At 71.6% G+C, this 14,887-nt stretch carries 12 protein-coding genes; 8 read left to right on the top strand and 4 right to left on the bottom strand.

Annotation, left to right across the window (positions count from 1 at the left end; genetic code table 11):
• Window positions 1-112 precede the first annotated feature (112 nt).
• Window positions 113-490, top strand: a complete 378-nt coding sequence (locus OTB20_RS10450) for a winged helix-turn-helix transcriptional regulator (protein ID WP_267816708.1) — start codon at window positions 113-115, stop codon at window positions 488-490.
• A 66-nt stretch (window positions 491-556) separates the two neighbouring features.
• Here OTB20_RS10450 and OTB20_RS10445 read toward each other — a convergent pair whose 3' ends face one another.
• Window positions 557-1,177 carry a TetR/AcrR family transcriptional regulator C-terminal domain-containing protein gene (locus OTB20_RS10445; protein ID WP_267816636.1) on the bottom strand — a complete coding sequence of 207 codons (621 nt, stop codon included), beginning with the start codon at window positions 1,175-1,177 and terminating at the stop codon, window positions 557-559.
• Window positions 1,178-1,298: 121 nt separating this feature from the next.
• On the opposite strand from OTB20_RS10445, the gene OTB20_RS10440 reads away from it, so the two are divergent.
• Both OTB20_RS10440 and OTB20_RS10435 read left to right on the top strand, forming a co-directional pair.
• Window positions 1,299-2,912 carry an APC family permease gene (locus OTB20_RS10440; RefSeq protein WP_267816635.1) on the top strand — a complete coding sequence of 538 codons (1,614 nt, stop codon included), beginning with the start codon at window positions 1,299-1,301 and terminating at the stop codon, window positions 2,910-2,912.
• Window positions 2,834-4,435 carry an amidohydrolase gene (locus OTB20_RS10435; protein ID WP_267816633.1) on the top strand — a complete coding sequence of 534 codons (1,602 nt, stop codon included), beginning with the start codon at window positions 2,834-2,836 and terminating at the stop codon, window positions 4,433-4,435. The genes OTB20_RS10440 and OTB20_RS10435 overlap by 79 nt, the downstream gene beginning before the upstream one ends.
• Before the next feature lie 18 nt (window positions 4,436-4,453).
• Here the strand turns inward: OTB20_RS10435 and OTB20_RS10430 are convergent, their stop codons facing one another.
• From OTB20_RS10430 to OTB20_RS10420, 3 genes are all read right to left on the bottom strand, one after another.
• On the bottom strand, window positions 4,454-5,374 hold the full coding sequence (locus OTB20_RS10430) for a phosphatase PAP2 family protein (protein WP_267816631.1): 921 nt from the start codon (window positions 5,372-5,374) through the stop codon (window positions 4,454-4,456).
• 163 nt (window positions 5,375-5,537) lie between these two features.
• Window positions 5,538-6,578, bottom strand: a complete 1,041-nt coding sequence (locus tag OTB20_RS10425) for a LacI family DNA-binding transcriptional regulator (RefSeq protein ID WP_267757813.1) — start codon at window positions 6,576-6,578, stop codon at window positions 5,538-5,540.
• 25 nt (window positions 6,579-6,603) lie between these two features.
• Window positions 6,604-8,361 (bottom strand): alpha-amylase family glycosyl hydrolase, encoded by a 1,758-nt coding sequence (locus tag OTB20_RS10420; protein WP_267816630.1) that lies wholly within the window; start codon window positions 8,359-8,361, stop codon window positions 6,604-6,606.
• A 220-nt stretch (window positions 8,362-8,581) separates the two neighbouring features.
• On the opposite strand from OTB20_RS10420, the gene OTB20_RS10415 reads away from it, so the two are divergent.
• The 5 genes from OTB20_RS10415 (at window position 8,582) to OTB20_RS10395 (ending at window position 14,479) form a co-directional block, all read left to right on the top strand.
• Complete coding sequence (locus tag OTB20_RS10415; protein ID WP_267757810.1) at window positions 8,582-9,856, top strand: extracellular solute-binding protein; 1,275 nt, start codon at window positions 8,582-8,584, stop codon at window positions 9,854-9,856.
• A gap of 6 nt (window positions 9,857-9,862) precedes the next feature.
• On the top strand, window positions 9,863-10,918 hold the full coding sequence (locus OTB20_RS10410) for a carbohydrate ABC transporter permease (RefSeq protein ID WP_267816628.1): 1,056 nt from the start codon (window positions 9,863-9,865) through the stop codon (window positions 10,916-10,918).
• Window positions 10,915-11,799, top strand: coding sequence for a sugar ABC transporter permease (locus OTB20_RS10405; RefSeq protein WP_267816626.1), 885 nt, complete (start codon window positions 10,915-10,917; stop codon window positions 11,797-11,799). Before OTB20_RS10410 ends, OTB20_RS10405 begins: the two co-directional genes overlap by 4 nt.
• A 74-nt stretch (window positions 11,800-11,873) precedes the next feature.
• Window positions 11,874-13,475 (top strand): glycoside hydrolase family 13 protein, encoded by a 1,602-nt coding sequence (locus tag OTB20_RS10400; RefSeq protein WP_267816624.1) that lies wholly within the window; start codon window positions 11,874-11,876, stop codon window positions 13,473-13,475.
• Window positions 13,463-14,479 (top strand): LacI family DNA-binding transcriptional regulator, encoded by a 1,017-nt coding sequence (locus OTB20_RS10395; RefSeq protein WP_267816622.1) that lies wholly within the window; start codon window positions 13,463-13,465, stop codon window positions 14,477-14,479. The genes OTB20_RS10400 and OTB20_RS10395 overlap by 13 nt, the downstream gene beginning before the upstream one ends.
• Window positions 14,480-14,887: the final 408 nt, after the last annotated feature.

The following is a 14,887-nucleotide window of genomic DNA, read 5'->3' as shown; positions in this document are numbered from 1 at the left end:
GTTTCCGGGCTTGTGCACTCACCGTACGACGGGCGCTAACGAAAAGGCAGTACCAACTTTGAAGTAAGGTACTGGCGTGGGAGTAAGTGAGAAGTGGACCCGGGCCGAGGCCATGTGCCCGCACCGGCTCGTCCTGGAGCACGTCACCAGCCGCTGGGGCGTCCTGGTGCTGGACGCCCTGCTCGACCGCGCGTACCGGTTCAGCGAGCTGCGCCGGAACATCGGCTCGGTCGCCAAGGTCAGCGAGAAGATGCTGGCCCAGACCCTCCAGACGCTGGAGCGCGACGGGTTCGTGCACCGCGACGCCAAACCGGTCATCCCGCCCCGCGTCGACTACTCGCTGACCCCGCTGGGCCGCGAGGCCGCCGAGCGGGTGCGGGCCCTCGCCCATTGGACCGGCCTGCGCATGGAGGCGGTACAGGAGGCCCGCGAGGCCTACGACAGGACGAAGGCGGAGGCTGTGCAGTTGACGGAGGCGGCGGCGCTCTAGTGCCGTCCCCGGAGCCGGCCGGCCTGCGCGACGGGCCACACTGCGCGACGGGCCACACTGCGCGAATCAGCCGGCCTCCGCACCGCCCCGCAGGGTCCTGGCGTACGCCAGGAACGCCGCCAGGCCGACCTCGAAGGCGGCCTCCGCGCGCCCCGGTCCGGCGGGGCCCTGCGCGGCCAGCGCCTGCGCCAGCAGCGGGGTCCGCGGGGTCGGCTCCCACATGGCGTCAGGGGCCGCGAGGTCCAGGGCCGAGCCCAGGACCAGGTTCTCCAGGCCCGTCAGCAGCGGCATCACCCGCTCCACGCGGAAGCCGGCCCCCAGCAGCAGCGCCACCGCCTGCTCGTACTGCGCGAGCACCGCGGGCGCCCGTACCGGGGTGGTCATCAACAGCGGGATGGCGCGCGGATAGGCGGCGAAGGCCGCCCGGTAGGAGCGGGCCCAGGCCTCCAGCGCCGCGTCCCAGGGCTCCGCGGCCAGCGCCCCGCCGTCGATCCCGGCGCACACCCGCTCCCGTATCAGCTCGATCACCCCGGCTCGGCCGTCCACGTGGTGATACAGCGAACCGGTCTGCACCCCGAGTGTCCGCGCGATCTGCGGCACGCTGAACTCGCCCTGCTCCGCGAGCAGTTGCAGGGCGGCAGCCCCGATCCGCTCCAGGTCGAGCAGTGGGGTGCGTGGCCGCGCCATCGTATTTCTCCCGCCGTCAGGTCTTCCCGTACGCCAAAACCGGAGGCTACATTGCCGCAAACCGAAAGCCTTTAGGTTTTCGCGTCCCTGCCGCCTGCCGTTCGCAGAAGGGTGCTCCCGCATGCCCGAAACGCCGCCGGACCCGACCGCAGCCAGACCCGCAACAGCCGGGCCCCCAGCAGCCGGGCCCGAAGCAACCAGGCCCGCAGCGGACGGCGCCCCGGCCGGCGGGCCCACCCTCCGCCGCGCCACCCTCGGCACCGCCGACATCTCCTTCTTCGTCGTCTCCGCCGCCGCCCCCCTCACCGTCATGGCCGGTGTCGCCCCCGTCGCGATCCTCCTCGGCGGCATCGGCGCCCCCGCCGGCTATCTCCTCGCGGGCCTGACCCTCACCGTCTTCGCCGTCGGCTTCACCACCATGAGCCGCCACGTCCGCAGCGGCGGCGCCTTCTACGCGTACATCGCCCGCGGCCTCGGCAAGCGCGTCGGCATCGGCGCCGCCCTGCTCGCCCTCATCGGCTACAACGGCATGGAGATCGGCGTCTACGGCCTCCTCGGCACCACCACCGCCGACACCGCCCACTCCCTGGCCGGCCTCGACGTCCCCTGGCTGCCCGTCTCCCTCGCCGGCCTCGCCCTCGTCTGGTACGGCGGCTACCGCTCCATCGACTTCGGCGCCAAACTCCTCGGCGTCCTGCTCGTCGCCGAGACCGGAATACTCGTCCTGCTGGCCGCCGGAGTGCTCATCGAGGGCGGCGCCCACGGACTGTCCGCCGGCTCCTTCGCTCCCGGCGCGGTACTCGTCCCCGGCACCGCCGCCGTCCTGGCCTTCGCCTTCGCCGCGTTCACCGGGTTCGAGTCCACCGTCATCTACCGCCGCGAAGCCCGCGACCCCGACCGCACCGTTCCGCGCGCCACCTACATCGCCGTCGCCTTCCTCGGCCTCTTCTACGCCTTCATCGTGTGGACCGTCATCCAGGCCTTCGGCTCCGAGGAGGTCCTCACCGTCGCCGCCCAGGATCCGGCAGGCCTCTTCTTCACCGCCATCAGCACCTACGTGGGCCCCTGGGCGGCCGACCTGATGCACCTCTTCATCGTCACCAGCGTCATCGCCTCCCTCCTCGCCTTCCACAACGCCATCAACCGCTACGTGCTAGCCCTCTCCGAGGAGGGCGTCCTGCCCGCCTCCCTCGGCCGGATCCACCCCCGCCACGGCTCCCCGTACCTCGCCGGCCTCGCCCAGAGCGCCCTGGGCGCCGTCATCGTCCTCGGCTTCGCCCTCGCCGGAGCCGACCCCTACCAGCAGCTCCTGCTCTGGGTGAACACCCCCGGCATGATCGGCCTCATGGCGCTGATGCTGCTCGCCGCCATCGCCGTACCCGTCTACTTCCGCCGCGTCCGGCACGACGAGGGGCCCTGGCGGACCCTGATCGCGCCCGTCACCGCCGCCGTGCTGCTGGCCGTCGCGATCTGCCTGGTCGTCTCCAATGTCGGCCTCTTCACCATGGCCTCCACCACCGTCAACACCGTCCTCGTGGCCCTCGTCCCCGCCGTCTTCCTGGCCGGGCTCCTCCTCGCCCAGCGCCTGAAGACCCACCGGCCGGACGTCTACGCCCGCTTCGCCGAAGAACCCGCCCCCGAAGGAGAACACCAGCCGTGCCCGCTGCCGACACCGTCCTCACCGGAGCCCGCGTCCGCACCCTCGACCCCGCCCGCCCCGAGGCCCGCGCGGTAGCCGTCCTCGGCGGCGACATCGTCGCCGTCGGAGACGAGGCCGACGTCCGCGACTGGCGCGGCCCCGGCACCGAAACCATCGACCTCGCCGGCGCCACCCTCACCCCCGGCCTCACCGACGCCCACAGTCACCCCGTCTGGGGCATCGAGATGGCAGGCGGCACGGACCTCTCCGCCGTCACCGACCTCGACCAGCTCCGCGCCGCCCTGCGCACCGCCGACCGGGGCCCCGGCGGCTGGGTCACCGGCTTCGGCCTCGACCACAACGCCTTCGGCGGCCGCCCCCTCGACAAGGCCCTGGTCGAGGAGGCCCTCGCCGGCGCCCCCGCCTTCCTGCGCCTCTACGACGGCCACTCCGCCCTCGCCTCCGGCGCGGCCCTGGCCGCCGCCGGGATCACCGGCCCGCGCACCTTCACCCAGCGCTCCGAGATCGTCTGCGATCCCGACGGGCGCCCCACCGGCCACCTCGTCGAACACGCCGCGATGGCCCTGGTCGGCTCGCTCGCGCCGAAGCCCGCGTACACCGAGCGCCGGGAGCGCCTCACGGGACTGCTCAGCGACATGGCCGCCACGGGCCTGACCGGTGCGCACGTCATGGACCTCGGCGACGGGGACGTACCGGCCCTGCTGGCGACCGCGGAGTACGAGGGCGACCTGCCGCTGCGGCTGAACCTCTCGCCCTGGTGCATGCCGGGCGCCACCACGGCCGACCTGGAGGAGCTGATCGGGCTGCAACGGCTCCTGGGCCGCCACTGGAAGGTCGGCGGGGTCAAGTTCTTCATGGACGGCACGGTCGAGGGGGGCACCGCCTGGCTCGAGCACGCCGACTGCCACGGCCGGGGCACGGACGCCTTCTGGCCCGACCCGCACGCGTACGCCGAGGCGGTACGGGTCCTCGACGCGGCCGGCGTGCGCACCGCGACCCACGCCATCGGCGACGCGGCGGTACGGCACGTCCTGGACACCGTGCAGTCACTGGGCGCGCGGGCCCGGATGCGGCACCGGATCGAGCACATCGAGACGGTCCCGGACGGCCAGCTGAAGCGGTTCGCGGAGCTCGGGGTGATCGCCTCCATGCAGCCGCCGCACACCGCGTACACCCGGGCCGACCACAGCGACGAGTGGTCCAAGCGGCTGGGGGAGGAGCGGGCCGGCCGCGCCTGGCGCTGCCGGGACCTGCGCGAGGCCGGCGCGGTGCTCGCGCTGGGCTCGGACTGGCCGATCGCCCAGTACGACGCCCGCCAGATCCTCGCCACCGCCCGCAGCCCGCGCGGGGCGGCCTCGGCCGGTACGGGGGCCTGGACCGGGGCGGCCCTGAGCGGGCTGATGGCACTGGAGGGCATGACCTCGCACGCCGCGCTGGCGGCGGGGGAGGAAGCGGTGGCGGGCCGGATCGCGCCCGGGTTCCGGGCGGACCTGACCGCCTTCGGCCTGGATCCGGTGGACGCCGCGGCGGACGAGCTGGCAGGGGCGCCGGTCCGGCTCACCATGTCGGGCGGCCGGATCACCCACAGGGAGCCGTGAGGAGCGCGCCCCGCGCGCTCAGCGCCGGAAGCGGCTCAGCGCCGGATGGTTCAGCACGGCCGCCGCCACCGGGTGGCGGCCGGTCTCCTCGGGCCGGCGCGGCAGCCGGTGCGGCAGCGAGCCGTACCAGGCGCGGGAGACGCCGTAGCCGAAGGCCAGGCAGAGCATGCCGCCGACGGCGTCGAGCCAGAAGTGGTTGGCGGTGGACACGATCACGATCAGTGTCGCCGTCGGGTAGAGCAGGCCCAGGATCCGGGCCCAGGGGGCGGAGGCGACCGCGAAGATCGTCAGCCCGCACCAGAGCGACCACCCTATGTGCATCGAGGGCATGGCCGCGTACTGGTTCGACATGTGCTTGAGGTTGCCCGAGGCCATGGAGCCCCAGGTGTGGTGGACCAGCACCGTGTCCACGAAGCCCCGCCCGTCCAAACCCTGCCCGTTCATCAGCCGGGGCGGCGCGAGCGGGTAGAAGTAGTAGCCGACCAGGGCCACGCCCGTGGTGGCGAAGAGGATCAGGCGGGTGGCCGCGTAACGCCCGGGATGAAAGCGGTAGATCCAGACCAGGACGCCGATGGTCATGACGAAGTGGAGCGTGGCGTAGTAGTAGTTCATGCCGACCACCAGCCACGTCACCGAGTTCACGGCGTGGTTGACGCTCTGCTCCACGGCGATGCCGAGGGTCTGCTCGACCTTCCAGATCCAGTCGGCGTTCGCGAGCGCGGCCGCCTTCTGCTCGGGCACGGCGTTGCGGATCAGCGAGTACGTCCAGTAGCTGACCAGGATCAGCAGGACCTCGAACCAGATCCGGGGGCGCCGGGGCACGCGCAGCCTGGAGAGCAGCGCACGCTCGGACGACTCCGGGCGGTCCTGGCTCTCGGCCACGGGGGGTGACGAGACGTCCGTCCGGGTATCCAGTGTCTTCACGCTCGCTTCACCCATAGGAAAAGAGTCTGCCAGATGCGGACACGCCTCCGATCATCCCTCGGGACGGTCTTGGCCGCAGCCTCTCCGCCTCTCGGACGACCCGCGGCCGGGCTCCCCTAAGGGTTCGGGAGGCACAAGGAGCACGGGAACCTCAGGGGCCGGAAGCCCTTGGGCTGCCTCAGGGGCGCGCGGGGCCCCGGCCCTGCTGCGGGCCCGAAGCGGTCGAACCGCGGACCACCAGCTCGGGCAGGAAGACGAACTCGCTGTGCGGGGCCGGCGTACCGCCGATCTCCTCCAGCAGGGTCCGTACCGCGGCCTGGCCCATGGCCTGCACGGGCTGGCGGATGGTGGTCAGCGGCGGATCCGTGAACGCTATGAGCGGGGAGTCGTCGAACCCGACCACCGACACGTCCTGCGGAACCTTGAGCCCCTGCTGCCGGGCCGCCCGGATCGCACCGAGCGCCATCATGTCGCTCGCGCACACCACCGCCGTGCAGCCGCGCGAGATGAGCGCCGCCGCGGCGGCCTGGCCGCCCTCCAGCGTGTAGAGGGAGTGCTGGATGAGCTCCTCGACCTCGTCCTCGGTGAGTCCGAGGCGCTCCTTCATGCCCAGCCGGAAACCCTCGATCTTGCGGAGCACCGGCACGAACCGCTTGGGCCCGACGGCCAGCCCGATCCGGGTGTGCCCGAGCGCCGTCAGATGGGTCACCGCGAGCTGCATCGCGGCCCGGTCGTCGGGGGAGACGAAGGGGGCCCGCACCTTGTCGGAGAAGCCGTTGATGAGGACGTACGGGACGCCCTGGCCGCGGAGTTGGTCGTAGCGGCCCATGTCGGCCGTGGTGTCCGCGTGCAGTCCGGAGACGAAGATGATCCCGGAGACCCCGCGGTCGACCAGCATCTCCGTCAGCTCGTCCTCGGTGGACCCGCCCGGCGTCTGCGTGGCCAGCACCGGCGTGTACCCCTGCCGGGTCAGCGCCTGGCCGATGACCTGGGCGAGCGCCGGGAAGATGGGGTTGTCGAGCTCGGGAGTTATCAGGCCGACGAGTCCCGCGCTGCGCTGGCGCAGCCGTACGGGGCGTTCGTAGCCGAGGACGTCGAGGGCGGCCAGCACGGATTCACGGGTGCCTGCGGCCACACCGGGCTTGCCGTTGAGCACGCGGCTGACTGTGGCTTCGCTGACCCCCGCCTGGGCTGCGATGTCGGCTAGCCGTGCGGTCACGGGATTGGACTGTACCGGTCGCACGCTACAAAGCCCACCAGGTGCACGAATCCGGGGGAAGACGGACGGTCCGCCCGTCCGTCTCGACCGGAGCACTGGACAGGACGGGGCGTCCGGGCGAGGGCAGTTCGAGCGGAACGGACCGGGTGTTGAGCGTGCACGCGAAGCCGGGACGGGTGAAGAGCAGCGCCCCCTCCGGCGCGGGCAGCCACCGCATGCCGGCGTCGGAGGCGGTGTCCACCCCGGTGTCCACCCCTGTGTCCACGTCGGCGTCCGCGCCGGTGTCCGCAGGGGTGTCCGCAGGGGTGTCCGCCGTGGGGTCGGCGGCAGGGCCGTCCGACGCGGGGCCGGCCGCCGGTCCGGGCAGCCCCGCCTCCGGAGCCCCGAGGCCCGGCATCGCGCGGCGCAGCTCCAGGGCGGCGCGGTAGAGCTCCAGGGTGGAGTGCGGATCGCCGGTCTGCGCGGTCACGCTGAGCCCGGCCCAGTCGGCCGGTTGCGGAAGCCAGCTGCCGGCCGGCCCGAAGTCGTACGGAGGCTCCGCGCCGGACCAGGGGAGCGGTACGCGGCAGCCGTCGCGCAGCCCGTCCTGCCCGGCGCTGCGGATGAAGGCCGGGTCCTGGCGGACGGCGTCCGGAAGGTCGCTCACCTCGGGCAGGCCCAGCTCCTCGCCCTGGTAGACGTACGCCGATCCGGGCAGGGCCAGCATCAGCAGCGCGGCCGCCCGCGCCCGGGCCAGGCTGCCGTAGCGGGTGCGGTGCCGCACGACGTCGTGGTTGGACAGCACCCAGGTGGTGGGGGCGCCCACGGAGGCGGTGGCGGCCAGGGACTCGTCGATGACGGTCCGCAGCGCGACGGTGTCCCACGGGCAGTTCAGGAAGCGGAAGTTGAAGGCCTGGTGCAGTTCGTCGGGACGGACGTACAGCGCGAGCCGCTCGGAGGTGGGCGCCCAGGCCTCGGCGACCCCGATGCGCGGCACCTCGTAGGAATCGAGGAGCCGCCGCCAGGAGCGGTGGATCTCGTGGACGCCGTCCTGGTCGAAGAAGGGGAGAGGCTCGGTGCCGATGAGGCTGGCCTGCGCGCCGCGGCCGATGTCCGGCAGGCCCGGTGCCTTGACCATGCCGTGGGCCACGTCCACCCGGAAGCCGTCGACGCCGAGGTCGAGCCAGAACCGCAGAACGGCGGCGAACTCCTCGGCGACCCCGGGCTCCTCCCAGTTCAGGTCGGGCTGCTCGGGGGCGAAGAGGTGCAGGTACCAGGCGCCGTCGGGGGTCCGGGTCCAGGCCGGCCCGCCGAAGACGGACTCCCAGTCGTTGGGCGGGAGCTCCCCGGCGGGCCCCAGGCCCGGGTGGAAGTGGTAGCGCTCCCGGGCCCCCGGCTCCCCGGCGAGCGCCGCCCGGAACCAGGCGTGCTGCTCGGAGGTGTGGTTCGGGACCACGTCCACGATGATCCGCAGCCCCAGCGCGTGTGCGGCGCGGATGAGGTCGTCGGCGTCGGAGAGGTCCCCGAAGAGCGGGTCGACCGCCCGGTAGTCGGCGACGTCGTAGCCGCCGTCCGCTTGCGGGGAGGCGTAGAAGGGGGTCAGCCACACCGCGTCGACGCCGAGCCGGGCCAGGTGGGGCAGCCGCTCGCGGACCCCGCGCAGGTCCCCGACGCCGTCGCCGTCGCTGTCGGCGAAGGAGCGTACGTACACCTGATAGATGACGGCATCGCGCCACCAGTCGCCGCTCGTGGCGGCCTTGCTGGAAGTACTTGCAAGCCGGGAGGCGGTCAACTCGTGGGTCATATCGGGTCAACGCGCGTACACACCCCCTGGTTGCGGGCCCGGACAGTCGAAGAGGGTTCGAACTAACAGCAAGCTGCGGCAACCGTACGGACACGCAGATGTAACGATCAACCGTTCTTGCAGAAATTTGCCGCAAGGTCTTTCGGTCGGCTTTCAGGCTTGTTACGTTCTCGGCAACTCGGGACCGCGAGGCGCGGCCGGGATCATCGAAGGAGTTCATATGCGGCGTGGCATAGCGGCCACCGCGCTGGTCGCGGCTCTGGCGCTCGCGGCGACGGCTTGCGGCGGTGACACCAAGGACGCCGGCGACGGCGCCAAGGCCGACGGAGAGCTCTCCGGCACGGTCACGTGGTGGGACACCTCGAACGACGCCGAAAAGGCGTCCTTCCAGAAGATCGCAGAGGCGTTCACCGCCAAGCACCCCAAGGTGACCGTCAAGTACGTCAACGTCCCCTACGGCGACGCGCAGAACAAGGTCAAGAACGCCTTCAGCAGCGGCTCCGAGGCCCCCGATGTGATCCGCGCCGACGTCGGCTGGGTCGCCGACTTCGCCTCGCTCGGCTACCTCGCCGAGGTGCCGGCGGACACGGCCAAGAAGATCGACGCCGAATTCCTGCCCCAGGCCGCCGCGAGCGGCAAGTACGAGGGCAAGACCTACGCCGTCCCGCAGGTCATCGACAGCCTCGGCCTCTTCTACAACAAGAAGATGCTCGCCGACGCCGGCGTCCAGCCTCCCAAGACCCTGGAGGAGGTCAAGACCGCCGCCGCCGCCATCAAGGCCAAGAGCGGCAAGGCCGGCCTCTACCTGCGCGGCGACGACTCCTACTGGTTCCTCCCCCTCATCTACGGAGAGGGCGGCGACCTCGTCGACGCGAAGACCAAGACGGTCACCGTCGACAACGCGGCGGGCGTCAAGGCCTTCAAGGCCGCTCGTGACCTGGTCACCTCGGGTGCGGCGATCACCAACGCCACCGACGGCTGGGTCAACATGCAGACCGCCTTCAAGACGGGCGAGGCCGCGATGATGATCAACGGCCCCTGGGCCGTGGCCGACAGCCTGGCGGGCGACCAGTTCAAGGACAAGACCAACCTCGGCGTCGCCGCGGTCCCGGCCGGCTCCGTCAAGGCGGGCGCCCCGCAGGGCGGCCACGACCTCGCCGTCTACGCGGGCTCCAAGAACATCGCCGCGGCGAACGCCTTCGTCGACTACATGACCTCCCAGGAGGTCCAGGTGCAGTCCACCAAGGACCTGAGCCTGCTCCCGACCCGGACCGCCGCCTACGAGCAGCCCGACGTCAAGTCGAACGAGATGGTCCAGTTCTTCAAGCCGGCCGTGGACAAGGCCGTCGAGCGCGCCTGGATCCCGGAGAACGGCTCCCTCTTCGAGCCGCTCAAGGTCGAATACACCAAGGCGATCACCGGGGCGTCGAGCCCTGAGGACGCGGCCAAGGCGGCCGGCGTCGAATTCCGCAAGATCCTCAAGGGCTGGAAGTAACGAACCATGGCTGCTCACACCAGCCAGTCGGTGGCGAAGGCCGCGGGCAGCGAGGTCGGTCAGGATGCCGACAACGCCGCCCGCGGCCGTAGCCGCAGGACTGACAGCAGGACCGACGGCGGGAAGCGCTCCGCCGGCCCCGGGCTGAAGCGGGCCCTGGCCACCCACTGGTACGCCTGGGCCATGATCACCCCCGTGGTGCTCGTGCTCGGCGTGATCATCGGCTGGCCGCTCGTGCGCGGCGTCTACCTGTCGCTGACCGACGCCACCGAGCGCAACGTCGGCCGCACCATCGGCGCCAACCACATCGAGGCGACGTACGAGTTCGTCGGACTCGACAACTACGCCGCCGTCCTCGCCGACCCGGTGTTCCTGCAGCGGCTGGTGTGGACGGTGCTGTGGACCGTCGCCTGCGTGTCGATCACCTTCGCGCTCGGCCTCGGCCTCGCCACCCTGCTCAACCGCGAGTTCAAGGGCCGCGCCGCCTACCGGATGGCGCTCATCCTGCCCTGGGCCGTTCCCGGATTCGTCTCCGTCTTCGCCTGGCGGTTCCTCTTCAACCGCGACAACGGCATCCTCAACAAGATCCTCGAAGGCGGCGGCATCTCCGCCGTCCCGTGGCTCGACGACCCGAACTGGGCCAAGATCGCGGTCATCGCCGTCAACGTCTGGCTCGGCGTCCCCTTCATGATGGTCGCCCTGCTCGGCGGCATGCAGTCGATCCCCGGCGAGCTCTACGAGGCCGCCGAGATGGACGGGGCCCGACCCTGGCAGCGGTTCCGCCACATCACCCTGCCGGGGCTGCGCTCGGTCAGCATGACCGTGATCCTGCTCTCCACCATCTGGACCTTCAACATGTTCCCGGTGATCTTCCTGCTCACCCGGGGCGGTCCCGGAGACGCCACCGAGATCCTGGTGACCCAGGCCTTCCGGGAGGCGTTCGTGACGAGCCCGCGCGACTTCGCCGTCTCGGCGACCTGGGGCGTACTGATCCTCCTGCTGCTCATGATCTTCGCGCTGGTCTACCGGCGCTCGCTGCGCAAGCAGGGAGAGGTGTGGTGACCGTGACGACGAACGCCAGTCCCAGGACGTCCGCCACGGCGGCTTCCGTCCGCCCGCGCGGCAAGCGCTCCCCGCTCGCCTCCGCCGGTCTGCACGCCACCCTGGCCATCGCGTCGGTGATCGCCATCTTCCCGGTGCTGTGGGTCCTGCTCACCTCCCTCAAGCCCGCGAAGCACGCCATCACCACGGACTTCGTGAAGGAACCGACCCTCGACAACTACCGCTACCTCGCGGAGTCGACCTCCTTCCTCACCTGGTTCGGCAACTCCGTCCTGGTCGCCGGCATCACCACCGTCCTCGGGGTGTTCATCGCCGCCACCACCGGATACGCCGTCAGCCGCTTCAAGTTCCCCGGAATGAAGCCGCTGATGTGGACCCTGCTCATCACCCAGATGTTCCCGATGGCCATCCTCATCGTCCCGCTCTACAACCTCATGGGACAGCTCGGACTGCTGAACCAGCCGCTCGGCCTCGTGATCACCTACCTCACCATCGCCGTGCCGTTCTGCGCCTGGATGATGAAGGGCTTCTTCGACACGATCCCGATCGAGATCGACGAATCCGGCCGGGTCGACGGACTCAACCCCTTCGGCACCTTCTGGCGCCTCATCCTCCCGCTGGCCAAACCCGGCCTCGCGGTCACCGGCTTCTACGCCTTCATCACCGCCTGGGGCGAAGTCGCGTACGCCTCCGCCTTCATGGTCGGCGACGAACACCTCACCCTGGCCGGCGGACTGCAGACCTTCGTCACCCAGTACACCTCCAACTGGGGTGCGATGAGCGCCGCTTCCATCCTCATCGCCATCCCCGCGGCGTTCTTCTTCCTCTTCGCCCAGCGTCACCTCGTCGCCGGGATGACGGCAGGCGCGACCAAGGGCTGACCCGCCCCGTCACGGGCTGACCACCCGCTGCGCCCGCCCCCTCTCACCCCCGGCCCGACCTCTCCAAGGACGACATGACCCAGCACCTCGCCGACGCGCTCCCCACCTCCACCGGCACCCAGCCCGGCTGGTGGAGAGAAGCGGTGATCTACCAGGTCTATCCGCGCAGTTTCGCCGACTCCAACGGAGACGGCATGGGGGACCTCGAAGGCATCCGCAGCCGACTTCCCTACCTCAAGGAGCTCGGGGTCGACGCCGTATGGCTCAGCCCCTTCTACGCCTCCCCGCAGGCCGACGCGGGCTACGACGTCGCCGACTACAGGGCCATCGACCCGATGTTCGGCAGCCTCCACGACGCCGACGCCGTGATCCGCGAAGCCCACGCCCTGGACCTGCGGATCATCGTCGACCTGGTCCCCAACCACTGCTCCGACCAGCACGAATGGTTCAAGCAGGCGCTGCGCGAAGGCCCGGGCAGCCCGCTGCGCGAACGCTTCCACTTCCGCCCCGGCCGAGGCGCCGACGGCACCGAGCCCCCCAACGACTGGGAATCCATCTTCGGCGGGCCGGCCTGGACCCGGATCGCCGACGGGGAGTGGTACCTGCACCTCTTCGCCCCCGAGCAGCCCGACTTCAACTGGGAACACCCCGCCGTCCAGGACGAGTTCCGCTCGATCCTGCGCTTCTGGCTCGACCTCGGCGCCGACGGTTTCCGCATCGACGTGGCCCACGGCCTGGTCAAGGCCCCCGGCCTGCCCGACCTCGGCCGCGGCGAACAGCTCAAGCTGCTCGGCAACCAGGTGCTGCCCTTCTTCGACCAGGACGGCGTCCACGAGATCTACCGCTCCTGGCGCCTGGTCCTCGACGAGTACGCGGGCGACCGCATCGGCGTCGCCGAGGCCTGGACGCCCAGCGCCGACCGCACGGCCATGTACCTGCGGCCCGACGAACTGCACCAGGCCTTCAACTTCCACTACCTGAACACCGGCTGGGACGCGAAGGCGCTGCGCGCCACCATCGACGAATCCCTGGACGCGATGCGCCCGGTGGGCGCCCCCACCACATGGGTGCTGTCCAACCACGACGTCGTACGCCACGTCACCCGCTACGGCGGCGGCGAGCAAGGCCTCGCCCGGGCGCGGGCGGCCGCGCTGCTGATGCTCGCCCTGCCCGGATCGGCGTACGTCTACCAGGGCGAGGAGCTCGGCCTCCCCGAGGTCACCGAACTCCCCGACTCCGTCCGCCAGGACCCGGCCTTCGCCCGCGGCGCCGGGCAGGACGGGCTGCGCGACGGCTGCCGCGTACCGATCCCGTGGTCGGGTACCGAAGCCCCGTACGGCTTCGGTACGGGCGGCAGCTGGCTGCCGCAGCCCGCCGAGTGGGCCGGCCTGAGCGTGGCCGCGCAGACCGGCGACCCGGCCTCGACCCTGGAGCTCTACCGCGCCGCGCTGCGCCTGCGCCGCTCGCACCCGGAGCTGGGCGCGGGCGACGCGGTGGAGTGGCTGGATGCCCCCGAGGGCGTCCTGGCCTTCCGCCGGGGGGACTTCACCTGCACGGTGAACACGACCGCCGAGCCGGTACGGATGCCCGCGCCCGGCACGGCGCTGCTGGCGAGCGGGGACCTCCCCGACCCGTCGGTGCTGCCCGCCGACACGGCGGTGTGGTGGCGGGGGTGACCTCCCCGCTGCGGCTGACGGACATCGCCGCGCAGGCCGCGGTCAGCGAGGCGACCGTCAGCCGCGTGCTCAACGGCAAGGCGGGCGTGGCGTCCGGCACCCGGCACAAGGTGCTGGCCGCCATGGACCTGCTGGGCTACGAACGCCCGGTCCGGCTGCGCCGGCGCAGCAACGGCCTGGTCGGCCTGCTGACCCCGGAGCTCACCAACCCGATCTTCCCGGCGTTCGCCCAGGTGATAGAGCAGACGCTTGCCGGGCACGGCTACACACCGGTGCTGTGCACGCAGACCCCGGGCGGGGCCACCGAGGACGAACTGGTGGAGCAGCTGGAGGAGCGCGGTGTCACCGGCATCGTGTTCCTGTCGGGCCTGCACGCGGACTCCTCGGCGGACCCGTCGCGCTACCAGCGACTGTCGGCCCGCGGAGTCCCGTTCGTCCTGATCAACGGCTTCAACGAACAGGTCCAGGCCCCCTTCATCTCCCCCGACGACCGCGCGGCGGCGGAGATGGCGGTACGGCATCTGGAGGACCTCGGCCACCGCAGGATCGGCCTCGCGATCGGGCCGACGCGCTACGTCCCGTCGGCCCGCAAGGAGGCGGGCTTCATCGCCGCCCTCCCGTCGGCCGCCGCCGACGGCCTGATCCAGAGCACCCTGTTCACGGTGGAGGGCGGCCACGCCGCCGGCGGAGCCCTCCTGGACCGGGGCTGCACGGGCATCGTGTGCGGCAGCGACCCGATGGCGCTGGGCGTCATCCGGGCCGCCCGCGAACGGGGGCTGCGCGTCCCGGAGGACGTCTCGGTGGTCGGCTTCGACGACTCCCCGCTGATCGCCTTCACGGACCCACCCCTGACAACGGTCCGCCAGCCGGTACGCGCCATGGCCACGGCGGCGGTCGGAGCCCTCCTGGAGGCGGTGGCCGGCACCCCGGTCCAACGCACGGAGTACGTCTTCCAGCCGGAACTGGTGGTACGGGGGTCCACGGGTCAGGGGCCGGGGGGGTAGGGAGAGTTTCCCGGTACCTGGGGTCACGGGGGCCTGTGCTGCGGGTTGGGGTCTGGCTGCGTCGGGCTCCGGGGGGAGCCCGGGTGTCCAGTGTCATTCCGTGCCGGGCCGGTCCCTCAAGGGTGGCCGAAGGCCATCGCGTAGCGACGCGACGAAGGAGCGCCCTTGACCGACCGGCCCACACCGAAAGGACGCTGGACTGGAGGGACGCCCACCGGCACTCACGCAGCCACCACCCACCCCGCAGCCCAAGCCACCCACCCCACCCCCGCCGGGCACCTCCCGCAGCCCCCGCTCGGCCCGCAGCCCGCGCCCCACCCCCGACCCGCCGCGCCCCCGCCCGAAACAATTCTGCAACCTCTTGCGCAAAGTCTTGCAGGCCTTCCGCCTGGCACCTACGGTCGCTGC

Origin of the sequence: Streptomyces sp. H27-H1 (assembly GCF_026627445.1) — a bacterium.
Classification (GTDB): domain Bacteria; phylum Actinomycetota; class Actinomycetes; order Streptomycetales; family Streptomycetaceae; genus Streptomyces.
This window is presented reverse-complemented; position numbering and strand designations above follow the sequence as displayed.